Annotated in this window: 20 protein-coding genes and 4 pseudogenes; 17 read left to right on the forward strand and 7 right to left on the reverse strand. The window is 38.1% G+C overall.

Annotation, left to right across the window (positions count from 1 at the left end; all coding sequences use genetic code 11):
• Positions 1-105: 105 nt before the first annotated feature.
• The 5 genes from ASU00_RS16730 (at position 106) to ASU00_RS16750 (ending at position 6,298) form a co-directional block, all read left to right on the forward strand.
• The gene (locus ASU00_RS16730; protein ID WP_057914623.1) at positions 106-987 is read left to right on the forward strand and encodes a sugar phosphate isomerase/epimerase family protein; all 882 of its coding nucleotides are present in this window, start codon (positions 106-108) and stop codon (positions 985-987) included.
• Positions 988-1,021: 34 nt separating this feature from the next.
• Positions 1,022-2,035 carry a Gfo/Idh/MocA family protein gene (locus ASU00_RS16735; RefSeq protein ID WP_057914624.1) on the forward strand — a complete coding sequence of 338 codons (1,014 nt, stop codon included), beginning with the start codon at positions 1,022-1,024 and terminating at the stop codon, positions 2,033-2,035.
• 143 nt (positions 2,036-2,178) lie between these two features.
• Positions 2,179-3,564, forward strand: a complete 1,386-nt coding sequence (locus ASU00_RS16740) for a glycoside hydrolase family 1 protein (protein WP_152983780.1) — start codon at positions 2,179-2,181, stop codon at positions 3,562-3,564.
• 284 nt (positions 3,565-3,848) lie between these two features.
• Positions 3,849-4,745: an ROK family protein gene (locus ASU00_RS16745; protein WP_057914626.1), complete on the forward strand. Its 897-nt coding sequence runs from the start codon at positions 3,849-3,851 to the stop codon at positions 4,743-4,745.
• A gap of 134 nt (positions 4,746-4,879) precedes the next feature.
• A complete protein-coding gene (locus tag ASU00_RS16750; RefSeq protein WP_057914627.1) occupies positions 4,880-6,298 on the forward strand; it encodes a glycoside hydrolase family 1 protein in 1,419 nt (472 codons plus the stop codon).
• A 1,102-nt stretch (positions 6,299-7,400) separates the two neighbouring features.
• Here ASU00_RS16750 and ASU00_RS16760 read toward each other — a convergent pair.
• Complete coding sequence (locus ASU00_RS16760; RefSeq protein ID WP_057914629.1) at positions 7,401-8,717, reverse strand: MFS transporter; 1,317 nt, start codon at positions 8,715-8,717, stop codon at positions 7,401-7,403.
• A 675-nt stretch (positions 8,718-9,392) separates the two neighbouring features.
• On the opposite strand from ASU00_RS16760, the gene mntA reads away from it, so the two are divergent.
• The 5 genes from mntA to ASU00_RS16780 all read left to right on the forward strand — a co-directional run bounded on the left by mntA (position 9,393) and on the right by ASU00_RS16780 (position 11,863).
• Positions 9,393-9,800: a type VII toxin-antitoxin system MntA family adenylyltransferase antitoxin gene (mntA, locus tag ASU00_RS16765; protein WP_057914630.1), complete on the forward strand. Its 408-nt coding sequence runs from the start codon at positions 9,393-9,395 to the stop codon at positions 9,798-9,800.
• Positions 9,790-10,194, forward strand: coding sequence for a type VII toxin-antitoxin system HepT family RNase toxin (gene hepT / locus ASU00_RS16770; RefSeq protein WP_057914631.1), 405 nt, complete (start codon positions 9,790-9,792; stop codon positions 10,192-10,194). Before mntA ends, hepT begins: the two co-directional genes overlap by 11 nt.
• Positions 10,195-10,209: 15 nt before the next feature.
• The gene (locus tag ASU00_RS26305; RefSeq protein WP_236712758.1) at positions 10,210-10,347 is read left to right on the forward strand and encodes a hypothetical protein; all 138 of its coding nucleotides are present in this window, start codon (positions 10,210-10,212) and stop codon (positions 10,345-10,347) included.
• A 150-nt stretch (positions 10,348-10,497) separates the two neighbouring features.
• Positions 10,498-11,625 (forward strand): tyrosine recombinase XerS, encoded by a 1,128-nt coding sequence (gene xerS, locus ASU00_RS16775; protein ID WP_057914632.1) that lies wholly within the window; start codon positions 10,498-10,500, stop codon positions 11,623-11,625.
• A gap of 46 nt (positions 11,626-11,671) precedes the next feature.
• Positions 11,672-11,863, forward strand: coding sequence for a Na+ dependent nucleoside transporter N-terminal domain-containing protein (locus tag ASU00_RS16780; RefSeq protein ID WP_269085330.1), 192 nt, complete (start codon positions 11,672-11,674; stop codon positions 11,861-11,863).
• A 204-nt stretch (positions 11,864-12,067) separates the two neighbouring features.
• Here ASU00_RS16780 and ASU00_RS16785 read toward each other — a convergent pair whose 3' ends face one another.
• Together ASU00_RS16785 and ASU00_RS16795 are read right to left on the reverse strand one after the other, a co-directional pair.
• Positions 12,068-13,213 (reverse strand): glycoside hydrolase family 76 protein, encoded by a 1,146-nt coding sequence (locus ASU00_RS16785; RefSeq protein WP_057914634.1) that lies wholly within the window; start codon positions 13,211-13,213, stop codon positions 12,068-12,070.
• Positions 13,214-13,390: 177 nt separating this feature from the next.
• On the reverse strand, positions 13,391-14,767 hold the full coding sequence (locus ASU00_RS16795) for a M28 family metallopeptidase (RefSeq protein ID WP_057914636.1): 1,377 nt from the start codon (positions 14,765-14,767) through the stop codon (positions 13,391-13,393).
• A 343-nt stretch (positions 14,768-15,110) separates the two neighbouring features.
• Here ASU00_RS16795 and ASU00_RS16800 point away from each other — a divergent pair, with 343 nt between their 5' ends.
• From ASU00_RS16800 to ASU00_RS24620, 4 genes are all read left to right on the forward strand, one after another.
• On the forward strand, positions 15,111-15,608 hold the full coding sequence (locus ASU00_RS16800) for a MarR family winged helix-turn-helix transcriptional regulator (protein WP_057914637.1): 498 nt from the start codon (positions 15,111-15,113) through the stop codon (positions 15,606-15,608).
• Positions 15,609-15,763: 155 nt separating this feature from the next.
• A complete protein-coding gene (locus tag ASU00_RS16805; protein WP_082630398.1) occupies positions 15,764-16,507 on the forward strand; it encodes an N-acyl homoserine lactonase family protein in 744 nt (247 codons plus the stop codon).
• A gap of 70 nt (positions 16,508-16,577) precedes the next feature.
• The gene (locus ASU00_RS16810; RefSeq protein WP_057914639.1) at positions 16,578-18,275 is read left to right on the forward strand and encodes an FAD-dependent monooxygenase; all 1,698 of its coding nucleotides are present in this window, start codon (positions 16,578-16,580) and stop codon (positions 18,273-18,275) included.
• A gap of 100 nt (positions 18,276-18,375) precedes the next feature.
• Complete coding sequence (locus ASU00_RS24620) at positions 18,376-18,555, forward strand: universal stress protein (RefSeq protein WP_236712759.1); 180 nt, start codon at positions 18,376-18,378, stop codon at positions 18,553-18,555.
• 600 nt (positions 18,556-19,155) lie between these two features.
• Here ASU00_RS24620 and ASU00_RS16815 read toward each other — a convergent pair.
• On the reverse strand, positions 19,156-20,406 hold the full coding sequence (locus tag ASU00_RS16815) for a helix-turn-helix domain-containing protein (RefSeq protein ID WP_236712760.1): 1,251 nt from the start codon (positions 20,404-20,406) through the stop codon (positions 19,156-19,158).
• A 360-nt stretch (positions 20,407-20,766) separates the two neighbouring features.
• Between ASU00_RS16815 and ASU00_RS16820 the strand changes: the two genes are divergently transcribed.
• The 3 genes and pseudogenes from ASU00_RS16820 to ASU00_RS16830 all read left to right on the forward strand — a co-directional run.
• Positions 20,767-21,912 carry a tyrosine-type recombinase/integrase gene (locus tag ASU00_RS16820; protein WP_057914696.1) on the forward strand — a complete coding sequence of 382 codons (1,146 nt, stop codon included), beginning with the start codon at positions 20,767-20,769 and terminating at the stop codon, positions 21,910-21,912.
• Between the two features lie 172 nt (positions 21,913-22,084).
• Positions 22,085-22,690: a hypothetical protein gene (locus ASU00_RS16825; RefSeq protein WP_057914640.1), complete on the forward strand. Its 606-nt coding sequence runs from the start codon at positions 22,085-22,087 to the stop codon at positions 22,688-22,690.
• A 287-nt stretch (positions 22,691-22,977) separates the two neighbouring features.
• A pseudogene (locus ASU00_RS16830) lies at positions 22,978-23,190 on the forward strand (Tn3 family transposase); the annotation flags it as partial.
• Positions 23,191-23,553: 363 nt separating this feature from the next.
• On the opposite strand, the pseudogene ASU00_RS16835 reads toward ASU00_RS16830, so the two are convergent.
• The 3 pseudogenes from ASU00_RS16835 to ASU00_RS26315 all read right to left on the reverse strand — a co-directional run.
• Positions 23,554-23,925, reverse strand: a pseudogene (locus tag ASU00_RS16835) (type 1 glutamine amidotransferase family protein); the annotation flags it as partial.
• A 1-nt stretch (position 23,926) separates the two neighbouring features.
• Positions 23,927-24,221: pseudogene (locus ASU00_RS26310) on the reverse strand (IS3 family transposase); the annotation flags it as partial.
• A 1-nt stretch (position 24,222) separates the two neighbouring features.
• Positions 24,223-24,518, reverse strand: a pseudogene (locus ASU00_RS26315) (IS3-like element ISBsp3 family transposase); the annotation flags it as partial.

The following is a 24,518-nucleotide window of genomic DNA, read 5'->3' on the forward strand; positions in this document are numbered from 1 at the left end:
TTTTTAGATAATAATAATGTAAGCGTAAACATAAAAATCTAGAGACATTTTAAGGACCATTTTTTATCGGATAGTTAATGCACATTTAAAAGGAGTAGAGTCATAATGAAGCAAATACCAATTGGTACCCTTGTAGACGGACAAGATGCAGTGCGCGTTTTACCCCAGATAATTCCTCATGGTTTTGAATCCTTTGGTCTTACTTTCTGGCAATCTACCCGTAATTTAGACTTATCAGAGACATCTAAGCAAGTAAAAGAGATTTTGGCAGAAAAAGACATATCGATTTCTAATTTGGGTATATTCGGAAATCCCTTAACAGGAGAAGGTGACAATTCAGATACTCTGGCAAGTTGGGAACGCCTGATTGATCATGCTCATGATTTTGGTACAAATTTAGTAACGGGTTTTACAGGACGGATGCCGGGTTCACTGGATCAATCCATCCATTCATTTTCAGAAGTCTTTGGTGAACTAGCAAAACGTGCCGAAGATCGAGGGGTCAGACTTGCCTTTGAGAATTGCAATATGGACGGTAACTGGTATGAAGGAGATTGGAATATTGCTCATAGTCCTATCTCATGGGAAATGATATTTAATGCAGTTACTAGTGATAATATTGGGTTGCAATGGGAACCATGCCATCAAATGAATAGTCTTATTGATCCAATTCCACAGTTGCGAAAATGGGTCGGAAAAATATTTAATGTACATGGAAAAGATGCAACTATTGCTTGGGATGTTATTCGAGAACAAGGTATTCATGGTCCAGAAAAATTTGTATGGCATCGAACACCAGGTTTTGGAGATTGTAACTGGACAGATATCATTTCAATTCTAATGCAAGCAAATTATCAAGGTAGTATAGAGATAGAGGGATTCCACGATCCGGTTTATTGTAACGAGTGGGAAATGACAGGACAAGTACATGCGCTTAACTATTTAAAACAATGTCGTGGGGGAGAGTTCATCCCAAATCCCAAATGATTACAAATCATCTTCAAGAATGGAGAAGTTTACAATGATTCATAAAGTTATTGTGGTAGGATGCGGAAATATGTCAAATACATGGTTGGACTATGTAGACCAACGTGAAAACACACAAATTGTTGCACTTGTTGACCTTAATATAGATTGTGCTATAGCTATGGCTCAAAAACGTAAGTTGAATGTTCCTGTTTACTCTGAACTCTCACAAGCTTTAACAAACACAGAGGCAAATCTTGTTTTTGACATTACCATTCCTTCAAGTCACAAATATGTTGCGAAAACTGCACTCGAGGCAGGATGTAATGTTTTCAGTGAAAAACCTATGACTGAAACAATGCAGGATGCTAAGGATTTAATAGTCGTTACAGAAAGCACCGGAAAGAAATACACTATTATGCAAAATCGCCGATATATTAAACAAATTCGTGCGTTTCGCGATATCTTAAATAAGGGTAGTATAGGGGCTGTTGATTCATTACATGCTGACTTTTTCTTAGGAGCCCATTTTGATGGTTTTAGAAGTGTCATGGATAGTCCTTTACTTCTAGATATGGCCATTCATACCTTTGACCAAGCTCGTTTTATCTCAGGTGCAGATCCAGTATCCGTTTACTGTCATGAATATAATCCTAAGGGATCTTGGTATAAAGGGAATGCAAGTTCAATCTGTATATTTGAAATGAGTGATGGGTCTGTATTTTCTTATAGAGGTTCATGGAGCGCGGAAGGATTTAATACATCCTGGGAAGGCAGCTGGCGTGCAACTGGTGAAAAAGGAACTGTACTTTGGGACGGTAACACCTTGCCAAGTTGTGAAGTAATAGATGAGACAAAACCAAAAGGATTTACAAATGTGTTTAAGAGAATTGAAGTGTCTAGTGAATGGTATGGAAATGAAGGTCATTGGGGTTGTCTAGACGAAATGTTTGCATCGATTGAAGAAAATCGGTTAGCTGAGACAGATAGCCGTGATAATGTTAAAAGTATGGCTATGGTGTTTGGTGCGTTGGAAAGCGCAAGGAAGGGAACTAAGATAATACTTTAAATATAAAACTGTTTTTTTGAAAAATAAAGGTCTTATCTTAAACCTATTATAAGAGAATTTATAGATATTTACTAAGTAAGATCATGACTTAAATAGATAGGGGGAATGTAAAATTGAATTCACTTGAAGAAGTAAAAAAGGATATACAACATCTTTTTCCAAAAGGATTTTGGTGGGGATCTTCTGCATCTGCAACCCAAACAGAAGGTGCTGCAAATATCGAAGGAAAAGGACAAAACATTTGGGATTATTGGTATGAAAAAGAGCCTAATCGTTTCTTTAACAGAGTTGGTCCAGAAAATACCTCTCAATTTTATTACCGTTATAAAGAGGATATTGCATTAATGAAGGAAATTGGTCATAATTCCTTCCGTTTATCGATTTCTTGGTCGAGAATGTTCCCAAACGGTAAGGGAAAAGTAAATGATAAAGCAATAGAGTTCTACAATTGTGTAATTGACGAATTGGTTGCGGCAGGTGTGGAACCGTTTGTGAATCTCTATCATTTTGACATGCCAATAACTATGCAAAACATAGGAGGGTGGTCCAGTCGTGAAGTGGTGGATGCTTACGTAGAGTATGCGACAACTTGCTTCAAATTGTTTGGTGACCGTGTGAAAAAGTGGTTCACACATAATGAACCAATCGTTCCTGTAGAGGGTGGTTATCTATATGACTTCCATTATCCGAATGAAGTAGATTTTGGTAAAGCTGTACAAGTCGGGTATAATACGATTCTATCAAGTGCAAAAGCAATCCAAGCATATAAGGAATTGGGTCAACATGGAAAGATAGGTATTATCCTCAACTTGACACCTTCCTATCCAAGAAGTCAACACCCTGCAGACGTTAAGGCTTCTAAACTAGCAGACATCATTTTTAATCGATCGTTCCTTGATCCGTCTGTAAAAGGTGAGTTTCCTGCTGAACTTGTGTCTTTATTAAAAAAAGAAGGGTACATGCCAACGATTGATGAAGGAGACATTGACATTATTAAAGCCAATACAGTCGATCTACTTGGTGTGAATTATTATCAGCCAAGAAGGGTCAAAGCAAAAGAACACCTTCCTAATCCTGAGGGGCCTTTTATGCCTAATCGTTTCTTTGACAATTATGTGATGCCTGGACGTAAAATGAATCCTCATAGGGGTTGGGAAATTTACGAAAAAGGTGTGTACGATATCCTCATAAATGTAAAAGAAAATTACGGAAACATTGAATGCTTTATTTCTGAAAATGGTATGGGTGTAGAAGGAGAAGAGCGCTTCCGTGATAAAAGTGGGATAATTCAAGATGATTATAGGATTGAATTCATTGAGGAACATTTAAAATGGGTACATAAAGCCATCCAGGAAGGTGCCAATGTAAAAGGGTATCACTTATGGACATTTATGGATAACTGGTCCTGGACCAATGCGTATAAAAATCGATATGGTTTTGTTTCTGTTAACCTAGAAAAGGATGCAGAGCGTTCTATTAAAAAAAGTGGGCAATGGTTTAAGAAAGTTTCAGAAAATAACGGTTTTTAATTAGGATGGCCTATTTGGCCATCTTCTTTTGAATAAATTTAAAAAAAGAAATAGAGACCAAGGCATGACTACTTAATGAATTGCTTACAGACCATTTATTTTTGGCTCAATCTTGGATGCTAAGCAAGGTTAATAACAGTCCTCCGTTAAAAAGGAAAACGCCAAAAATCTGCTGAAACCAGACAACTTAAAATGGTAACCTCCATAAACCAACGCCAAATAGAAGTGTCGCTGTTAGATTGACAAACCGTAATATAGTAGATAAAAAACTGGGAGTTGTAAAAATGAGATATTATGCCGTTTTTGATACAGGAGGATCTTCCATTAAATATGCATTGATGGATGAAAAGGCTACATTTATAGAAAGAAGTTATGTGGAAACGCCAAAGGATGGAATTGACTCATTTGTTAATATCATTACTGGAATAGTCGAGCAATATCAAGAGTCATATTCTCTTGAAGGGATTGCACTTAGTATGCCTGGTGCAGTGGATGTAACGAGTGGTTATATTGGAGGCAGTAGTGCAATCCCTTATATTCATGGACCCAATATAAAACAGCTAGTGCAAGAAAGAACCGGAGTAAGAGTCGAGCTTGAAAATGACGCGAACTGTGCTGGACTAGCTGAAGGATGGATGGGTGCAGCAAAAGGTGTAAATGATTATGTTTGTATTGTTATAGGAACTGGGATTGGTGGCACCATCATTCTTGATAAGAAAGTTCGTCGTGGGAATAACCTACATGCAGGAGAGTTTGGATTTATGTTAATGGAGGGATATCTTGAACACCCTCTCGGAAAGAACTGGAGTAATTTAGCATCAACGGCTGGTTTGGTTCGCCATGTGGCTAAACGAAAAGGTTTGGAGAGTAAGGTTTTTGATGGTCATACTGTGTTTACAATGAGTGATCAAGGGGATGAGGATGCAAAAGAAGAAATTAGTACATTTATCAGACGTTTAGCAGTCGGTATTTTCAACGTCACCTACGTTATAGATCCAGAGAAGATATTAATAGGCGGTGCTATAAGTAAGCGTAAGGATTTGATTGAGAGAATTAATCAAGAACTTCGTACGATGAAAGATGACAAATCTCGTTTGCAGGTGTCCGTTGAACAATGTGCATTTGGAAATGACTCTAATCTAATTGGTGCTCTCTATCACTACTTACAAACAAAAAATTAGTACATACATAGTGGTGTGTATGGAGTAATTAGTTAATTATATGACGATAAGTAAATAAAAAAAGGTTTTTAAAAGGAAACTGTAAAATCAAATCAAGTTTATTAAAATACTAAAAAGTGGAAGGAAAAGGTAAAATGAAAACCATGAAAATTCCGGAAGACTTTATAATTGGGGCTGCATCATCAGCATGGCAAACTGAAGGTTGGGATGGAAAAAAAGATACGCAAGATTCATATATAGACCTATGGTTCAAAAACAATAGGCATGTCTGGCATAACGGATATGGACCTGCATTTGCAACTGATTTTTATAACAGATATAAAGAAGATATCCATTTGATGAAAGATATCGGTTTAACTCACTTTAGAACTTCTATCAATTGGTCTCGTTTTATAATAGACTATGAAAATGTAACTGTTGATGAAGAATATGCTAGTTATATAGATAATGTTATTAATGAACTTATTAAAAACGGTGTGGAACCAATGATTTGTCTTGAACACTACGAAATACCGGCTAAACTTTTTGAAGAGTATGGTGGATGGGGATCAAAACATGTGGTGAACTTATTCGTAAAATATGCTGAAAAAGTATTTGAAAGATATGGAGACCGTGTGAAACATTGGTTTACTTTTAATGAACCAATTGTGGTCCAAACTCGCGTTTATTTAGATGCTATTCGATACCCATTTGAACAAAATACAAAAAAATGGATGCAGTGGAATTTTAACAAAGCCTTAGCAACTGCAAAAGTTGTTCAGTTATTTAATAATAAGGACTATAAAGGCAAAATTGGAGTGATTCTAAACCCTGAAGTTACATATGCTCGTTCAAGTGCACAGCATGATATGGATGCAGCTAAAATCTATGATTTATTTTTCAATAGAGTATTTTTAGATCCCTCTATAAAAGGCGAATATCCACGAGAACTCCTTGACTTGCTGATTAAGCACAATATTATGTTTGAATATACAGAAGAAGAATTGCTGACAATCAAAGAAAATACGGTGGATGTAGTTGGACTTAATCTCTACTTTCCTCATCGTGTAAAAGCAAGGTCAGCTTCTTGGAATGAAAATATTCCTTTCCATCCATCATATTACTATGAGATGTTTGAACTCCCGGGTCGAAGGATGAACCCACATCGTGGGTGGGAGATATATCCAAGAATCATGTTTGATATGGCTATGCGCATGATGAACGAGTACGGAAATATAGAATGGTTTATTGCAGAGAACGGTATGGGAGTAGAAAACGAATATCGATTTAAAAATGAGGAAGGTACTATACAAGATGATTACCGGATTGAATTTATTGGTGAGCATTTAAAATGGTTACTGAAAGCTGTACAAAACGGTGCAAACTGCAAAGGATTCATGCTCTGGGCATTTACTGATAACGTTTCTCCAATGAATGCTTTTAAAAACAGGTATGGACTAGTTGAGATTAATTTAGAAGATGGCAGAAACCGCAAATTAAAAAAGTCAGCTCATTGGTATAGTAATCTTATTGAAAGTAAAGAGTTACAAGTGATTAAAGACGAGATAAAATAGACGTTATGTTGTATCTGAACTAAAAGATGCTCGACTATGCCCTTGAATGACAGAGGAAAGAAACCCTAGTATTTTAATAATCTTATAGGATAACTATAATTATTTAAATATTCTAACCTAATTTAATTACATACACCTAAAGGCATCAATAAAATCCATGTAAAGGAGTTCAAGCACCCCTTCTATGGTGAAGCCATAGTTAGGATAAGATCCTTCCATATCGGACAGTATGATTTCACCACGAAGGGCATATTTTCGCCTTCCCCGTATAGTAGCATCAATAAAGTTTTTTGATCAAATGGCATTTCTGATAGATCTTGAACTATCAAATGAACGAATGGTATGTGCAATACCAAACGGAAGTGCAATTTTCTCCAGAAATGGGGAACTATTTAAAGTTGTTAATGATATCTACTCCTTTCAAAAAATGAAAAGGGAAATAGTAAATCCATACTCCTTAATGAACTAACGGGTGCTTTACTTCACTACCAGGAGCTGATCAGTAGCTCCTTTTCTTATGCAACTATAGGGCAGGATAGTCGAAAAAAGATTTATTAAATACAAAATTAGTGGAATATAGGTCCTTAATTCTTTGTAAAAAACTACAATACAATAAGTAGGCTACCAAGGGGAAGTAGCCGTTGATTTATTTATTACTTACAGCTTTTCACTAGTTCGATAAATTCTTGTGCCTTTTTCTTATCATTTTTTATCATCTCGACATTTCCAGGAAGTAAAAGAACCTTTTTAACATTGTAATTATGCCAAATAACCTTAGTGTACCGGGCATCTACATATAGCTCCCTAAACCATTCTTCAGAACTTAGATTTTTAAAAGGGTACATATGAGAGCGCCTTTAGAAGCTGGTGATAGATTTATTTTTTGATAGAATGGAGTATGTGAAAGATTAGACGTACCTCTAGTAACGCGTAATGACAGTAAATCTGTATTTTGGGAAAAATATAATAAGTTAAGTATATGAGGTAATTAGTTAATTTCTAGGAAAAACAGCAACTGCATGGACATATGCAGTTGCTGTCATATTTATTTAAACATTTTTAATCTTTGTTTTTCTCTCTTTATATTATAGAGTGCCAGGAGCTAGAGTATTTTACTAGCATTGAGCTCAGCTTCGAGGTGGGAGACCTTCGAGGACTCACTCATGCGCCAATAGGCAATTAAGCTAACGGCAATACAGGCAGCTACGTAGTAGTAGAAGAGAATCTCGAGTCCGTTGCTTTTCAGCCATAACGCAATTAACTCCGCAGTTCCACCGAAGACTGCAACTGTGACTGCGTAGGGGAATCCCACTCCTAGAGCACGAATTTCAGTTGGGAAAAGCTCTGCTTTTACAATCGCATTGATTGAAGTGTAACCAGTGATAATGACAAGACCAACCATCATAAGCAAAAATGCAATGATAGGATTTTTCGTCTGTTCCATGATCATGAACAGTGGTACCGTCAACAAAGTCCCGAAGATCCCGAAAAAAAGTAATAGTGGGCGGCGTCCAATCCGATCAGACAGCATACCGGCAAGTGGTTGAAGCACGACGAAAATAAGCAAGGCAATGAAGTTAATCCAGCTTACGACCTCCTTATCGAGGCCGACAGTATTTACCATATATTTCTGTAAATACGTAGTATAAGTATAGAATGCGACGGTTCCCCCAAGCGTTAGTCCAACTACTGTAAACACCGCCTTAGGGTGTTTCATCAGAGCCCGAATGGTCCCAGCGTTCTCCCGACTTTCAGAATCCATTTTTGAGAATTGCTCTGATTCGTCCATTGTGCGGCGTAGCCACAATACGGCTAATGCTCCCATTGCTCCGATTACAAATGGAATACGCCAACCCCAGGACATCATATCGGATTCACTGAGAGTTTGTTGAAGGATAATTTGGACCCCCAGTGCTAATAGTTGTCCGGCAACAAGTGTGACATACTGAAAACTCGAATAGAAGCCGCGTCGGCCGCTGCTTGCCATCTCGGATAGGTACGTTGCCGAGGTTCCATACTCTCCACCTAGCGACAAACCTTGGAGCAGGCGTGCTAGAACCAGAATAATGGGAGCCAACACACCAATGGTGCTATAACTGGGTGTTAAAGCAATGATTAGAGAACCACCGGCCATGACGGTAATGGAAAGCGTAAGCGCGGCACGACGCCCATAACGATCAGCGTAGCGTCCCATCAGAAGGCTCCCTAAAGGGCGCATAAGGAAGCCAACGGCGAAGATCGCTGCCGTGTTGAGAAGTTGGCTGGTCGTGTCTCCCTTGGGGAAAAATGCTTCCGAGAAATACACGGCAAAAGCGGAATACACATACCAGTCGTACCATTCGATTAGATTTCCGACCGAACCTTTAAAAATGTTGCCCGTTATACGGCGCGAATTCTCTTGTTCAATAGATGTACTCACTGTTTATCCTCTCCTTGGTAGTAAGGGTGTTAGACGCTCCTTTATTGATCACGCCAAAACTCACCTTTTGATAACTACTAAATCGTTTTACTATGTTATTGTAACATTTGCGAATTTTTTGACAATAATAGTTTAAAAATTTTCCCATTGATATCACTTACCTACCACATGTCCATCAAGTGAAGTTAAAATCATACCCAAAAATGAAAAGACACTATGCTTATCGTAAGTGTTTTACATGATGAATTGTTACAAATGAACTGAAACTTTTCGCACAAGAGCAACAATCCTTTTTATCTGGGGTAGTCTTGGTATGCGTAGCAATGGAACCAAATCATGTAATAAGTATTAGCGGACATTGATAAAGAAAAGACTTTCCCGAATAGGAAAGTCTTTTCTTGTATGAACGAACAAAGGGGATGCTGTTCAAGTGCATGATAATTACCATAAGAATTACAATCTATCATGCACCATAAACCTCGTTAGAATATATATAATTAAAAATATACTAAGTACAGTCTTTTAGAAAGCATGATTAACATAAGTTCTTTATTTATGAAGGAGAGATGTGGTGTAAAAAAACATCTATGCGTAAAATATCAGTTTTAAGCATAGATGGACAAGAGAATGAACGTTTGGTATAATCTTCATATAATAATTTAGGGAGCGTGTCTTATGTATACTGAGATGTTTCAAACCATTCAAGATACTCTCGTAAAAAAAATAGATCCTGTTTTCATTATAATCTTTGGTTCTTATGCCAAAAACTCTACACATAAAGATAGTGATATCGATATTGCTTTCTACAGTGAGAATTCATCGCTTACTACATATGAAGTTTTTCAGCTATCACAGGAAATAGCAGATATTCTGAAGGTTGAGGTGGATTTAGTCAATATCCGTACAGCATCCACGGTATTTAAAGCCCAGATATATACTACCGGTATCATTATATATTCAGCGAACGATACTCTTCTTAAAAACCTCCAAATGACTGCATTAAGCATGTACGCTAAATTGAACGAGGAACGCGAAAACATCTTAAAAAAAATAGGAGAAAGTGGGACCATTTATGAAGAATGATGTCATATTGAACAAAATTAGTGTGATAGAGCGTTGCATGAACCGAGTTAAGGATGTATATGCCAATAATCCAGAAAATCTAAAGGACTATACCAAACAAGACTCCATTATTCTCAATATACAAAGGGCGTGCGAAGCGTCAATTGACTTGGCTATGCATATTGTAGCTGAACGTAAATTGGGCTTGCCTCAAACCAGCAGAGATGCGTTTGATATGCTTCATGGGGCGCTAATTATTGACGAAAATACAGTAAAACGATTAAAGGCCATGGTTGGTTTTAGAAACATAGCCGTTCATGACTACCAGACGGTCAATATAGACATTTTGCAGCAAATTGTTGCAAACCATCTTGGGGATTTTACTGATTATACAAAACAAATTCTTAGGTTTTAATAAAGAGTTTTTATGATGGATTACAAAATCCGAATTTATGATCTCCATACAAATAAAGAAACAATTAAGGTGGATAATTTCGAACCAAAGATGCTGCTGAAGCTACTATCGAAAATCATAAACTTCAAAATCTCGAAAAATATGAGGATGTAAAAATTCCTGTGAAAAATTAATGATTTCAGTCCTATCCTTCCGTGCATGGCTGTTATCTTAATTAGTAACTTGAACATAATATAATTATGTAAACAACTATTCGTAAAAATTGAATTTTACGCATAAACAAACTTAAAAAGGAGTCAATCAATGGCCAATACCAGACAACATCAAGTCCATGAGCAGAAATTGGAACAGCTGGTTAAGTCCATGCCTTTCTTTATCGTTGAATATGTTGACAATAAATTGGATACCCGGTCCCCTTCCACCCTCTTGAATTACGTTCTTGATTATAAATTATTTTTGGAGTGGCTGATTGCGGAAGGCATTGCTGAGCAAGAGCATATTAAGGATATCCCCCTGTCAGTTCTGGAAAAGTTGAAGTTGGTCGAAGCTCAATCTTTTATCAAATTTTTGGAACGGAGAAATATCCCTATTAATAAGAAGGAAACAAAAAAAGCGGAAAAGGTATCCGTAAATCGTAAAATTTCAGCACTACGTTCCCTTTTCAAGTATTTAACGACACAGACAGAAAATGATGATGGCGAACCTTACTTCTATCGAAATGTCATGCTGAAAATTGAAGTGAATAAAGTCAAAGAGACTTTGGGGGCGCGTGCCTCCAGAATTTCGACAAAGATTTTCCACAATGATGAGGATGCTCGGTTTCTTGAATTCGTGAAGCATGACTATGAAAGAGAGCTACCTGAAAAGTCCAGAAAACTCATATATTTTAAAAGGGACAAGGAACGTGATTTTGCGATCTTATCTCTCTTCTTAGGAAGTGGCATCCGGGTGAATGAATTATCCAACTTAAGGCTACGAGACTTGGATTTCGAGGAAAAACAGATACATGTATTACGTAAGGGTGGAAAAAAGGATGTAGTGGCAGTCTCTCCTCCCTCCATGCAGGACATAAAAGATTACCTAGCAGTGCGAACTGAACGTTATAGGGGATCAAACGATGATACGGCCTATGTATTCTTGACTAGGGTGAATAATGGAGCCACCCCACTTTCTAACCGTGCCATCGAGGCTTTAGTAAAGAAATACACGAAGGCCTTTAAATCCAATAAATCCATGTCCCCACACAAACTTAGGCATACCTATGGGACGAACTTAATGGAGCAGTCAGGAGATATTCATTTGCTGATGACTCAACTTGGTCATACTTCAACCACAACGGCTGCCCTTTATACAAATCCTGAACAGGAGAAGGCTAAAAAGGCTGCAAAACAACTAGGAGAGAGAAGAACTAATTATCGTGAAAAGGATTAAATGAAAAAAAAGAGAAGATTTGCTGGTCTTCTCTTTTTTTGTATGGGTGTTGAAATTAAAAAATAAGTTAGTCTTGGAATTTTTATTAATGAATACACAGATAGGAATTACGATTGTATGCTATATCGCTAAAGCGTTTACAAATTTAATGGGCATGGCTTCTGTTGGAGTGAAATTTGTATTTGGAGGGTTAGGTGAAATGGAGAGGAAGAAGAAAAATGCAGAAAGACTTATCTAAGCGTGGTTATTATAAATGGCTTAAACGCCTATTTTCCCTTTCTTTAAAACAGATAGAGGGCGAGAATAGAATACTGGAGTGTGACGAGAAACTAAAAGAAATTTTTGAGTATCGAAGAATACATATCCGTTGAATTTAAATCATTAAACACAATAAAAAAGCATCTACCATAATATTAGGTAGATGCTCATCCAGTCCCCGGGTCTATTTTTCGTCACTTTTCTTTGCTAGATTAGCGTATATTTCTACCATTGCAGCTTGTTCAATTAACGGTACTGGTTTATTATTATCGCGTGGAAACAACCCTGTTTCTGGATCTCTTACAGTTTTCCACATCCCATCAGCATAAGATTGAATATATTTTCGATATTTATTTTGGTGATTAACAGATTCCAATAGTTGAAGATTTTCAAAGAAGATTGCGTTAAACTCTGGAGGTTGATTATATAATTTGGAATCATCATAATACTGAAGAGATTTATCCGCAATCTCTTCGGCAAGTTTTAAGTATGAATCATCTCCTGTTGTTTTATAAAACAGTACATTTGCTCCAAGCATCATTCCTTGGTTGTAAGTCCATTGTGTTTTTTCAATATTTCCTTGAAGGTCAATATGATCCCAATATAAACCGTTTGGTGCCAGCATACTACTATTAACCCAATCATATGTTTTTTTGGCCCAATCAAAGTAATATTTTTCCCCCGTTATCTCATATAAATATAACCCAATTTGGGCTACTGGTGCATTAGAAATGGTGTTCCGATCATTGCTCCATGGAGCTTGTGTCCAAAATACTCCCCCAGGAGAAGGGTGTGAAGAGTCATCGTCCCATCCATATACTTGCAGTTTAAATATTTCCTTTGCACGTTCTAATGCATTTTTATCACCGGTCATCTCATACAGTTTAATAAAATTCAATGCAATCCAATCATTATCATCATAAAACTTATCTCCGCCATTACCAATAGGAGGTCTTACATAGGAGTCGTAACCTTTTGGGGTCGTCTCATTATTCCAATACAATTCGAGCCCCGTTAAGCGATCTTTTCTATCACTCACGTACTTTTCTCCTATTTTAGGAAGTCTGGACATATCAATTGTTGCAGCCATGGCACGTGCATATGGCCATACAAAAGCATACGGATTGTTGCTCACATGTGGAAATTCTTCAGTATAGAGCTTAACATCTGATTTATAGAAATATTTTTGCAAGGATTCGTAAGAAATAACTGCTCTTTCTATATTCTTCTTTTGATTCGAAGCAGCAGACACAGAATTACAGGGACCTATAGAAGATATAGACAAAATAATCATGCTGAAAAGTATTCCAACTTTAAATTTTTTTAACATGTTTCTCCTCCTTTTAACCCATTAATTTGATAAATCACTAGTTTTCCGCCTTGCCCAACCACCCCCCCTAAATAAGGAAATTCATATATAGACTGTTCGGGATAACCGCCTAATAGGTTATTTGAAAGTGGACCTATCATTTTTTTTATTTGTCTTGGTATTTGCACCAGAAACGCATTAATTATTGCCTTGTGTTTTTTTTCGGACAACATCAAAAAGTCCGGAACCGATGATATCAAGTGCTGATTGCATTCTGTCTGCAGAGATATTATCTTTGAGGGTATCCTGCGGTGTATGATAGACTTTTTCAATATGGTAAACAAGCGGATCCCAGCTGTCTATGCCCATCCAGATAAAAAGGGCCGCAGGAATGTCTGCATTATGGAAAGGAACATGGTCACTCGATCCGAATTTCCCCGGCAGAATATCAGAATTGCCCAAGCGTGCCCCAGCTTCACCAGTTGAAGATGTTACAATGTTTTGGCTGCCGTCTGGTGTCATGGCATATAGGTTTGTCGCCTTGTCATAGTTTGTAGCAACCATATCAGGAACAAAAACGGATTCTATTTGATCTTTTTGTGTCTCTGTTAACTGATCTACATAATATCTTGCTCCTAAAAGTCCGCGTTCCTCAGATCCAAATGCAATGAATTTAAGGGTTTTGTCTGTGTTATATCCTTTATAAACTCTGGCAAGCTCAAGCATTAATCCTACCCCGGAAGCATTATCATTCGCACCTGGAGCACCCACTACACTATCATGATGAGCACCTAGTATAACCTCTTTTGTATCATCATCTTTTAATTTAGCTTCCTTGGTTGCAATTACATTTACCGATTTAAGATCTTTATAATGTTTTGCTGTCAGGGAGAGCTTAACTGCACCTTCATCCATTTGTTCCTTGAGCCATTCACCATGAATATAGGAAGCCCCGAAAACCGGGATATCATATTCTGCAGTAAGGTTAGGATTAAAAGTTTGTCCGTAATTGCCGCGGCTTCCAACGAGGCTTTGCAGAATCACACCAGAAGCTCCTGCCTCCACTGCTTTGGCTACCTGCTCACGGTATCCGGCAGTAGTATCTGCGCGAGCCAGAAGTACAATTTTACCTTGGGCTCCCTGGAAATTCTCATTTTCCACAAAGATGGCTTCTGAATGAACTGGCGTATCGCTAATCGCTCCATTTGGTGCAGCGCCCATTTCCCATACCGTCCCATCTTCGAATGCTGCACTGCCAATGAATTGATCTGCTACCGGAAAGTATTGATATTCAACATCATAACCATAACTTTTGAGTGTATTTGCAATATACTCTGCCGATTTTTTTTCATTTTCTAATCCGCCAGGTCTTGTCCCAATTTCTTCAGATAGATACCTCACGTGCTCGATAGCACGTTCAGCATTTATTCTGGCAATAATCTTCTGATCTTGAGATTGGGATGATTTTCCATTTTCGTTACTTAGCGGGGCAGCATACCCGATTGTGCCAAATGCTAAAGAAGCTGCTAGAGCCGTTGCAAATATTTTGGGAGATTTTCGACTATTTTTTGACATAATACCCTCCTGAAATCTAGCCTTTTTATGTTACCTAATAATTCCTATTTTAGTAGAAAATGATATATTTTGAATAGAGTACTAATTCCTATGGGTATGCCTATTGTTCCGACATTATGTTTCAAATTTATATAATAAAAGACAATAATTATTATTAAGTACCTTTTAACAAATATTAAGAATAAATCCTAGTCTTACACCCATTCTTGAAGAAACATCGCGAATCCGCTGGGACCATAGCGGAATTCTAGACGACGGGTGTTAGGTTGGATAGAATTGACAAAATTAATTAGTCGGCTTATTATTAGCCTGTTTACTATTTTATTGAGAAAGGAGTGTCCATATGATTCTGCCTGATCTTCTGAAATATCAGCCTACTTGGAATAATGCACGTCGTTATCTTGGAGAAGATGTAAATCCTGTCTTGACTTATTTGTTGCTTTTGCGAGCAGGAAACAATCTTGAGGTGCTATTTACTCCCTTTTTTGAGGAATATGAATTGTCAGATGGACGCTTCTCGGTATTGATGTGCTTATTTGATGCACCGGGCCAGGTTATGCCACCTTCGCAATTAGCGGATTCATTGGGAGTGACTCGTGCAACGATTACAAAACTCCTAGAAAGCCTAGAACGAAGCGGCTTAGTTGAACGCCAACTTAATCCCTCTGATCGCCGCGTCTGGCTCATTACCTTGACATCACAAGCTCGAGTTTTACTAGAAAAGATGCTTCCTTCACATTTTCAGAGGATTAAACGGGTCATGGAGATATTCAGCATCGAGGATCAGGAACAGCTGGTTTCCCTATTGCTCAAGCTTGAGGCACATCTCGCGACTATATAGTAGAAGTTACACATTGATTCCTATGTATATAGATTGAACTCAAGTTTCCGAACTGAACCCTTGTTGCAGTGGCTTATCCAAGCCTACAACATGAACTTCTTGAGTTCATTCTAAGTAGATAATAGAAATCTGATAATAGCGGCTTCTAAGGGGGAATGGAAAAAATGAAACTTTATTTAATGATAGTAGGCAAGGTGCGCCCGCCACACAACCACCCGAGTGGTAATCTTCCCGTCCCTGTCTATTTAATCGAAACCGATTCTGGTGAATATATTTTGATTGATACAGGTCTTTCGCAAAGTCTTGTTGGAAAGTACGGTCATACCCCCTCTTTGCCTCACATGATGGATGAGGACGATAATGTCGGGCATCAATTAGCCACTTTGGGGATAGCACCTCAGGACATTCGCTATGTGATTTGCACCCATTTTGACCCCGATCATGCGGGGAACCTGGCTTCATTTAAAAACTCTGAGATTGTCGTTCAGCGACGTCTATATCATGCTGCTATAAAGGGAGAAGTAGATCGCTTTAGGATGACTGAAGACCAATGGGGGGCCTCTGGACTTCGCTTTCTACTGGTGGATGGTGATACTGAGATTGATCCTGGGGTAACGGTTGTGGAAAGTAGTGGTCATGCTCCTGGTCATCAGTCCGTTCTTATCAATCTTCCACATACAGGCCCTGTCTTACTTGCTATCGATGCTATACCTTCTCAGAATCATACCGACCCTGCAACGCGACCAATCGAACCGTTTGATATCGATGAGTCACTTGTACGGGAAAGCACAAAAAAACTTAATGATATTAGGCAGTCTGAACACGTTGCACTAACGATTTATGGGCACGACGCCGAACAATGGCAAAGCCTGAGGCTTCTTCCCGAGTTTTATGATTGAGTGAACAGTAATCAGTACGTTTAAAAATATTCGCCTATTGCCGTTTTGAATTCAAAGGAGGAAATTGATAATGCTTACTACAAAAGAACAAACCGATGTATTGATTGTTGGTGCAGGACCAGTCGGGCTGATTTTAGCTAGTGAACTTCTGCGCCGAGGTGTTTCATGCCGTGTCATCGATCAAGCTGATGCACCGCCAACCACATCTCGTGCGTTTGGCATTCATCCGCGTACCATGGAGTTGTTTGAGAGAGTGGGAATTGCAGATGCTATAGAGGAGCGAGCACAAAAAATTTATGATATGCGAGCCTTCACTGATGGACATGAGTTAACAAATGTAGTGATGGACCCCGCGGGACTATTTACTCGCTATACCTGTACCTATTCGCTTCCTCAAGTCTATACAGAAGAAATAATGCGTGCCCGTCTTGCTGAATTAGGTGGAAAAATTGAATATCGAACACGACTAGAAAAGTTTGAGCAAGATGAGCATGGCGTCACGGCCCTAGTAAGTGGAGAAGATGGTCAGAACCATCAGATTCGAGCTTCTTGGTTAGTAGGTTGTGATGGTGGACATAGTACCGTGCGTAAACAGCTAGGTCTCCCTTTTGAGGGAACGTCATCAGAAACCTGGCTAGTCGCGGATGTTCACGTGGATTGGGAGTTAGAGCGTGAGGAACGGGATACTCTTTATATTTTGTTCTCAGAAGAGGGGGGCTTAGTGGCGTTTCCATTTCCGGAACCCAATCATTGGCGCCTGCTTGATATTAATCCGGATGTCGAACATAAAGATGACCGTAATGCAGTTGCTGAGCAATTGACAAAAAAACTGCGGAGCGCGATTGGGTCCTCGACAGCTGTGGTACGTGATCCTTCCTGGGTCTCACTCTTTACTATTCAACAGCGTCGTGTGCCTCATGCCCGGGTTCAACGAGCATTTGTGGCTGGTGATGCTGCCCATTGCCATAGCCCGGCTAGTGCGCAGGGGATGAACACTGGTGTCCAGGATGCTTTCAATTTAGGCTGGAAACTTGCCCAGGTTTGTCGCCGAGAAGCGCCAGAATCAGTGTTGTATAGCTACTCGGCGGAGCGTGAACCCGTAGCAGCTTCGGTTTTGGCGAGTACACAGAACGTAACCCGGTTCCTTAGCATGCATGATGCCAACGGGCGCTGGCTGCGTAATAGCTTGATTTCTGGTTTTACTAGCAATTCCAATATGCGCGAATCGTTTTTAAAACGCTTTACACCTGAATTTTTTGAACTGGGGGTAGCGTATCTGCAGAGCCCTCTAGTAGCAGAAAACTGGCATCAGTCCTTTAAACCGTATGAGCGTCAGCCAAAAGGAATCACCCCAGGAGAACGTGTGCCTGATTATCCCTTTCACTATGTTAAAGGAGTGCCTCGCCATACCTTGTATGAGTTTCTTAACACCACTGAATATGCGTTGTTATTATTTTCGGCTGAGTCTGCTGACGAAGATTATCGAAACTTGGAGCAAATAGCGCAGGATGTTCGTGATATATTCGGAGATATAATTACGCCCATTTTTGTTGTGCCTAATCCGCATATTCAAAAGCGTTTGCGATGGAATGGAAAAGTACTCGTCGATAGCGGGCACCCTTACCACAAACTCCATTACTTTTTTGGTGCTAAGGACCCTAGCGTTTACGTGATACGTCCTGATGGTTATGTCGCCCATCGAAATCAACCTGCCTCGTTAACACACGTTAAGGAGTATTTGCAAACGGTTTTGTCTACCCAATTGTAAAATCTCAAACCAGGCCTGTTGATAAGACATCCTGCATTCTTCTGGAAAAGAAGAATTAGAACTTTCTCGAAGAAAGAAACTCCTACCTGCTGAAGAACAAATGAAATTAAATAATATATCCTATAGAATAAAAATGCTGTATGGTAAACCTGGTCCGTCCATCGTTGATTATGCAAATAAAGAAAAATCTGATTTAGTTATCATAGGTAGTAGAGGATTAAATTCATTTCAAGAAATGGTATTAGGCAGTGTTAGTATAAACGGTCGTTTGTGGTTATAAAACAAAAGAATATAAGAATCTTCATTGTCAAAATTTAGTTTTAATATTTGATAAAACAAAAGAATCCCGATTTTGAAAAGAGATTCATCAAAATCGGGATTTTTATTAACTTAGTCTGGACTAGTTCTAAATATACTCCATCAAAACTATCCATGGATCTATACTTCCTATTTCACTATTAAAACTGGACAGATATGGTAAGTGAACTTCTAAAAAAACCTCAAAAACTACTTATATACACAACCAAAAATATAACCAAAGTCTAAATACCAATATATCTATCTCTACCACCTTTTTGGTATAGTTAAGACCTTAATAAGGGGGATTCTTGTTGAAATTTGGATATGCACTTGTCAGTACAAGAACAGTCATTATCGTTACAACTTGATGCATGGGCTCACTACGAAGTAGACCAGACTTTTGAAGAAACTGGGTGACAGATATACAGCTTAAGATAACAAATCCATTACTAATTCTAATTATTTTCTTTATAATTTTCTATGATTCTCGGTTATCTCTCATTTGATAAATTACAAAAGTGTAAGCCCCATAAATATAGTTATTTCGAATTAAACTAATAATTCCTATTTTCAATCAAAATCACTTTAGTAGATATGATAATTTTTGCTCTATCCACTTACTCATACTAATTCCTTCTTGTACTGCTAACTCTGTTATTCTTTCTAATAGTTCAATGGGTAATTCTAAACTAGTTTTTCGGTAGGCACTTCGTAAAATCAATTGATCCTCTTCAATGTAGATGTCTCCTTGTATTAAAAATGGCAGGATATCCTCTGCAATGAAACTCTTTGTCGTTAATGGCCTTTCCCCTGCCCTAATGAAGAGTACTACCGTGTAATCCTGTTCCCTCAATCGTATGTTTTCCATTCCCCATGTTTCATATAAGTAGTCCAGGAATGGATAGAGGACCACGGCATCCTTCGGAATTTCTAGCTCTACATAGCCTTTATACTCAAAAGTAGATTGATGAATGGGATAGACCGGCTTCAACTGATACAGCCTTATCCCTTCTTCAAATGACAACCATTTTTGAATATTGGCTAAGTAAAAACCCCATTCATGGTCCTTGTTCCGTATAACACGTGCTTCAGGAACCTTCCTTGAATGAAATTTCTGAAATAAGACAATATCGTGACTAGGATAATAATACTCAAATCGTTTGGGGCGTTGGGATCCAGATGGTTTCAGTACTCCGGCGGCTTCCTCAAATGCTGATTCTGATATGACATAGATCGTCCTCTCATCTCCATAAGGGACCGCCTCAGCTTTTATCAACCCATCTTGTATATACTTATAAACGCTTTGAACAGATAATCCCAACCTTTTAGCAACCTCATTGGGGCTCATACCAGTAGGGAAAGATTGCTTATCATAAACTAGTCGATCCACTTCCGCTTTTTGATACCGAGCCTCTTTATGTGATCGATGTGGATCCAGAATTTTAATGATTTTCTTCTGCTTTCCATAATGGTAGACTGTTGCCTTGGATACGCCTAATAAATCAGCTACTTCTTTTTGTGTATACCATTCCACATTAACCCTCTCCCACCCTTCTTGGTTATCCGTTACGATTTTTTGAGCATCCAGTTGTTTCCCATTCGTCAATTCCTCATGATACAAGACTGCTTCTGCCTGGCCAAATTTCACACGATATTGGAGACGCGGGTGTTGAATCACTTCCAAAATCATGCCTTCTTTTTTCTCAAATTGTTTATAGTAGTAAAAACTCTCTGGGTCATCTTCTTCCGTACATGTTAGGAGAACAAAAACCGTTTCTCCCATTTCATAAGATACAGTCTGCGTTTTTTTTTCGTGGTTTAGATTATTCATGATTTTTCTCTTCACCTTTTATTTTTTATTGTTATATCTCTATCTACCTTAGGTTTAACTATTAATTTACTCTATCTATCATAATATATAATATATATTTAAATAAGTATAATTATGAATTATATAAATATAATCATTATGGATATAATACTTGCACCTAAGAATATTATTATATTTCCTGAATCTAATTATATAATAATTATGAAAGACGTAAATAAATATAGAATTTATTTAGGGTAACGATAATTAATAAACTATTATAGTTTGTTATAATATAATTATTATTCATAAAATCAAGAGTATTATATATAAACACATTCACTTATTAATAGGTGAATAATAAAAGTGAGGGATACAGGTATGTATGAACTAGTAGCAAAAACGAAAGAACTGCAGATCCGTGCATGGAAAAAGAATCTTTCTGACATTTCGATTCATACGCTACAAGAACGTTTAGATGCGACAGAAAAGAATGGGCAAGACCCTTTTTCCAATTTTAGCGATGTGGACATGCTGCAGTGGTTTCTTCAACGTCGAGAGCATTTAAACCAGCAGCATGAAAAGTCCACTCGTACCATTCAATCCTATGAGCAAGAACTTCTTCAATTTATTGAACAATTAATCACCTATTCTACGGAAATTGATATAGATTTGGAAAAGGTAGTGGACGGCTCCCTCTTTAAATCTTTATCTCCCCGGCACATTCGACGGTATCAGGTATGGTTATCAGAAAAAAGCCCCTATGTCGCGACAAAAGGAGCCTATTCCGTTGCCACTTTATCTAGAAAGACAACGATCATCAAGCATTTTTTGAAATTTCTTTTTGAAACTGGCTATATCACCGATCCCATACATGAAGGGTTCTATAAAATCAGTATCCGTAAAGATGAACGACCAAACCGTGATTTAGGACCAAAGGAAGTCATTCAGCTTCTTGATTATTTCAAGGAAATCAACCACCCCATCGTTTTTTCCATTATTCATATCCTAACGATGACAGGCATGCGTAATGAAGAGTTTACAAGACTCCGAGTCAAGGACCTTCTATATGATTCCATTACCAGCACGTATTTTCTAGAGGTACTAGGTAAAGGAAATAAAAGAAGGCAAATCCCACTGAAAGAAAAAGGAATGAATAGCATTCGAATGTTCCGTTCAGCTAGAAGCCTCGACGATATAGATGTAGCAGAAGGAGAAGACCCGCTCTTTACGACTAATACCGGCCGTGCCTACTCTCCCTCATATTTGTCTCAATACATAACAAAAGCGATTAAAGAGAGTGGATTGCCTTTTTTGAAGTTTCGTTCTTCTTCCATTGGTCCTCATACCTTTAGGCATGCTTTTGCCATCATTTCACACTTAAATGGAGTGGATGTCTATCAGATTATGAGGAGTCTGGGCCATGAGCAGCTCTCCACTACAGAAATTTATTTGGAGAAGGTTTTTGAAAAAGAACGCCATGCGATTCATTTGTGGAAATCAGATGTATTTGGGGAGTATATATAATAGTAGAAAGTCGTCCTTTATGGGTTAACCTAACACATTTGAATAACTTACACTACCCCTCACCTTAAAGTGAGGGTATTTCGTAAATACTTATGAAATATAGGAGGGAAGTCACACCAGAATGTAGAATAGGTGAATCAAGCATGATATCAATGTGAAGGGAATGTGAATCATGAAAATTAAGGAAATACTAGACGATTTATTGATAACCGGAAATACCATAGCCAAGATTGCAAAAGAGAAAATACCTATCGGTGAGAAGAAGTTAAAAGAAGCTTTGCACAATGCTGGATACAAGTACCGAAACTCTGGTCAAAAGGGCTGGTACTATGTAGGTGATGGGGAAGAACCTCTTTATACATCAGTGTTTGAATTCACTAACAATCACCCTAATGTGAAACAGGCTACACCTATACACGCAATTAACGTGAAACAAATTTCACCCACAAGTTTACATGACTTCAAAAAGGATTCACCTCCTATTCCCCTAAATGTGAACAGCACACTAACTCAAGCACACACGGAATTCACACCAGAAGAAAGAGAAATTCTTAGAGATTTAATAAGAGGATATGTTCTCAACGATCAACAGGATAGTCATGGAGATGACTTGTATCAAAGGATAGTGAGCTTGGAAAAAGGTAAAAAGGTACGGAAGACGATTGTCATAAATGAAAAAGTTGGGGATTTGCTGGATAGCTTGGCTGCCCAACAGAAATTCAATAAATCCGACCTTATTGAAATTGCTATCCTCGATTTAGTTAATAAGTACAAATAATACACTTGTGGCATATTAGAATCTCCACCTTATCTTCTAACAAAAAACAAGAAACTACTTTAAACAGTATTGAACCATTTTCACATAAATAAGTATCCAGACTTTCCCCAAACTATAAGGTTCATAAAACTTAAAAGTCTCATTTTATTTTTAATACTCAAACAGAATTTAAACACCTGTTAGTCCGTTACGATAAAATTAAAAGGTATGAGACAGGGTACCGGGTTCATGCCCTTAAGGCTTAGTGATAATAAAGGTTGGATAGGGTTACTCCACTCGAAAAAACAGATCGAAAGTCAGCTTGTATCTATTCTCAGCTTAAGTCCTGCCTTTCTTCGGAGGTACCAGCAATGATGGAAGGGGTAAGTGTCGTTGCTTTTGCTTTTTGTCATTTGCTTGGTTTTAAACTTATGCTACGTTTTAAAAATAACGGATCTCAAAAGCTATATCGTACAGAAGCCAGCATTCCTCACCTGCAACAGGCTTTAAGTAGACCGATTAAGATCCATGAAGGATTGAATACAGTGAACAATAGTTGAAAGTTTCATAGTTTTCATAATTCTAGTCGGTAATAAAACCAGCTAATCTCCCGTCAAGATATTAGCTGATTTTCCGTAATTGGGTGTTTTTGCACATCCCCCGAAAAAGGGGAATAGCACCCTGGTATTCACTTAATGGCGGGTGTTATTATTTCATGATAATAAAGTCGTTTAAATCTAAACGTTTATACAACAATCGCGCCCGATTGCTGAAGACCGTTCTGCACCTATGCTTTCTGGATACCGAAGAAACAATCCTATCTTGCGTAGTTCCACTAAATTTAAAATAGAAGCTTTTCATAAAGAAATTAATACTCACCACAACTAGAGCGTCTCATTTAATTTCTGAATCTTTGAGTGGGAAATTAAATATACATTGCCAAAATGTCGATTTTGTCTCCCTTTGTATGTACAGCGCAATCTTTGTTCGACGCATAAATATTGATTTCTTCTGATAAGGGAGACAGTTCGCTTTGAACCAGCGCAATGTTATTTTCAAGATCAAAATGAGACAGGACGGAAAAATCGTCAAGGCCGATTCCGTCGTAAACAGAGCTTATTTCATCTCCAAAGTTGTTCGAGCATAACCATTTAGCGGACATATTGATCGCACCAGCGCTTGCTCCCTGAACTGCGCCCCATAAAGTAGACAGTTTAATAAAAAAGTAGTGGCTCTTATTAAACAGCGACGAGATGNTGGAGCCATCTTTTTTAGCATCCATTGCTTACGTTCGGTATTGTAGTAATCGATATACCGTTTGATCATTCGTTTTAATTAATTAAGATTAATTGCTTCTTTATAATGTACCTCATCCTTTTAATGACCAAAGAAAGATTCCATTGGCGCATTATCCAAGCAATTTCCTCTCCGAAACATCGACTGTACTAGACCCATTTCTTTCACTCGTGATTGATAATTCGGGTGCGTATAGTGGAAGCCCTGATCTGAATGAATGATGGCTTCAGGATGAATCATTCCTTCTAAAGCTTCTNAAATTCCCATTTTCAAGCTAGTGGAGAGTTCATACGCTACGATTTCACGTGTTGCCACGTCTTTAACACAGGATAAATAAGCCACCTGTCCATTTTTGTGGGGCAAATACGTAATATCCGTTAAAAGAATAGGTTCAATTGGCCGATTTTGTAAGTTTGGTACCGTTTTATGTGCTTGTGTAGCCTTCGCTAATTGACGATATGGATTCAGACGTCGCACCTTGGCAAAGAAATTGTACTTCCGCATAATTCGAAGAATCTTCTTATGGTTCATCGGCACTTCTAATCGCTCAGCC

Source organism: Peribacillus muralis (genome assembly GCF_001439925.1).
Classification (GTDB): Bacteria; Bacillota; Bacilli; order Bacillales; family DSM-1321; genus Peribacillus; species Peribacillus muralis.

What these genes read in the sequence shown, in the direction of transcription:
- ASU00_RS16730 (WP_057914623.1), top strand. Translation starts at nt 106, where the DNA reads ATGAAGCAAATACCAATTGGTACCCTTGTAGACGGACAAGATGCAGTG.
- ASU00_RS16735 (WP_057914624.1), top strand. Translation starts at nt 1,022, where the DNA reads ATGATTCATAAAGTTATTGTGGTAGGATGCGGAAATATGTCAAATACA.
- ASU00_RS16745 (WP_057914626.1), top strand. Translation starts at nt 3,849, where the DNA reads ATGAGATATTATGCCGTTTTTGATACAGGAGGATCTTCCATTAAATAT.
- ASU00_RS16750 (WP_057914627.1), top strand. Translation starts at nt 4,880, where the DNA reads ATGAAAACCATGAAAATTCCGGAAGACTTTATAATTGGGGCTGCATCA.
- mntA (WP_057914630.1), top strand. Translation starts at nt 9,393, where the DNA reads ATGTATACTGAGATGTTTCAAACCATTCAAGATACTCTCGTAAAAAAA.
- hepT (WP_057914631.1), top strand. Translation starts at nt 9,790, where the DNA reads ATGAAGAATGATGTCATATTGAACAAAATTAGTGTGATAGAGCGTTGC.
- ASU00_RS26305 (WP_236712758.1), top strand. Translation starts at nt 10,210, where the DNA reads ATGGATTACAAAATCCGAATTTATGATCTCCATACAAATAAAGAAACA.
- xerS (WP_057914632.1), top strand. Translation starts at nt 10,498, where the DNA reads ATGGCCAATACCAGACAACATCAAGTCCATGAGCAGAAATTGGAACAG.
- ASU00_RS16785 (WP_057914634.1), bottom strand. Translation starts at nt 13,213, where the DNA reads ATGTTAAAAAAATTTAAAGTTGGAATACTTTTCAGCATGATTATTTTG.
- ASU00_RS16795 (WP_057914636.1), bottom strand. Translation starts at nt 14,767, where the DNA reads ATGTCAAAAAATAGTCGAAAATCTCCCAAAATATTTGCAACGGCTCTA.
- ASU00_RS16800 (WP_057914637.1), top strand. Translation starts at nt 15,111, where the DNA reads ATGATTCTGCCTGATCTTCTGAAATATCAGCCTACTTGGAATAATGCA.
- ASU00_RS16805 (WP_082630398.1), top strand. Translation starts at nt 15,764, where the DNA reads ATGGAAAAAATGAAACTTTATTTAATGATAGTAGGCAAGGTGCGCCCG.
- ASU00_RS16810 (WP_057914639.1), top strand. Translation starts at nt 16,578, where the DNA reads ATGCTTACTACAAAAGAACAAACCGATGTATTGATTGTTGGTGCAGGA.
- ASU00_RS24620 (WP_236712759.1), top strand. Translation starts at nt 18,376, where the DNA reads ATGAAATTAAATAATATATCCTATAGAATAAAAATGCTGTATGGTAAA.
- ASU00_RS16815 (WP_236712760.1), bottom strand. Translation starts at nt 20,406, where the DNA reads ATGAATAATCTAAACCACGAAAAAAAAACGCAGACTGTATCTTATGAA.
- ASU00_RS16820 (WP_057914696.1), top strand. Translation starts at nt 20,767, where the DNA reads ATGTATGAACTAGTAGCAAAAACGAAAGAACTGCAGATCCGTGCATGG.
- ASU00_RS16825 (WP_057914640.1), top strand. Translation starts at nt 22,085, where the DNA reads ATGAAAATTAAGGAAATACTAGACGATTTATTGATAACCGGAAATACC.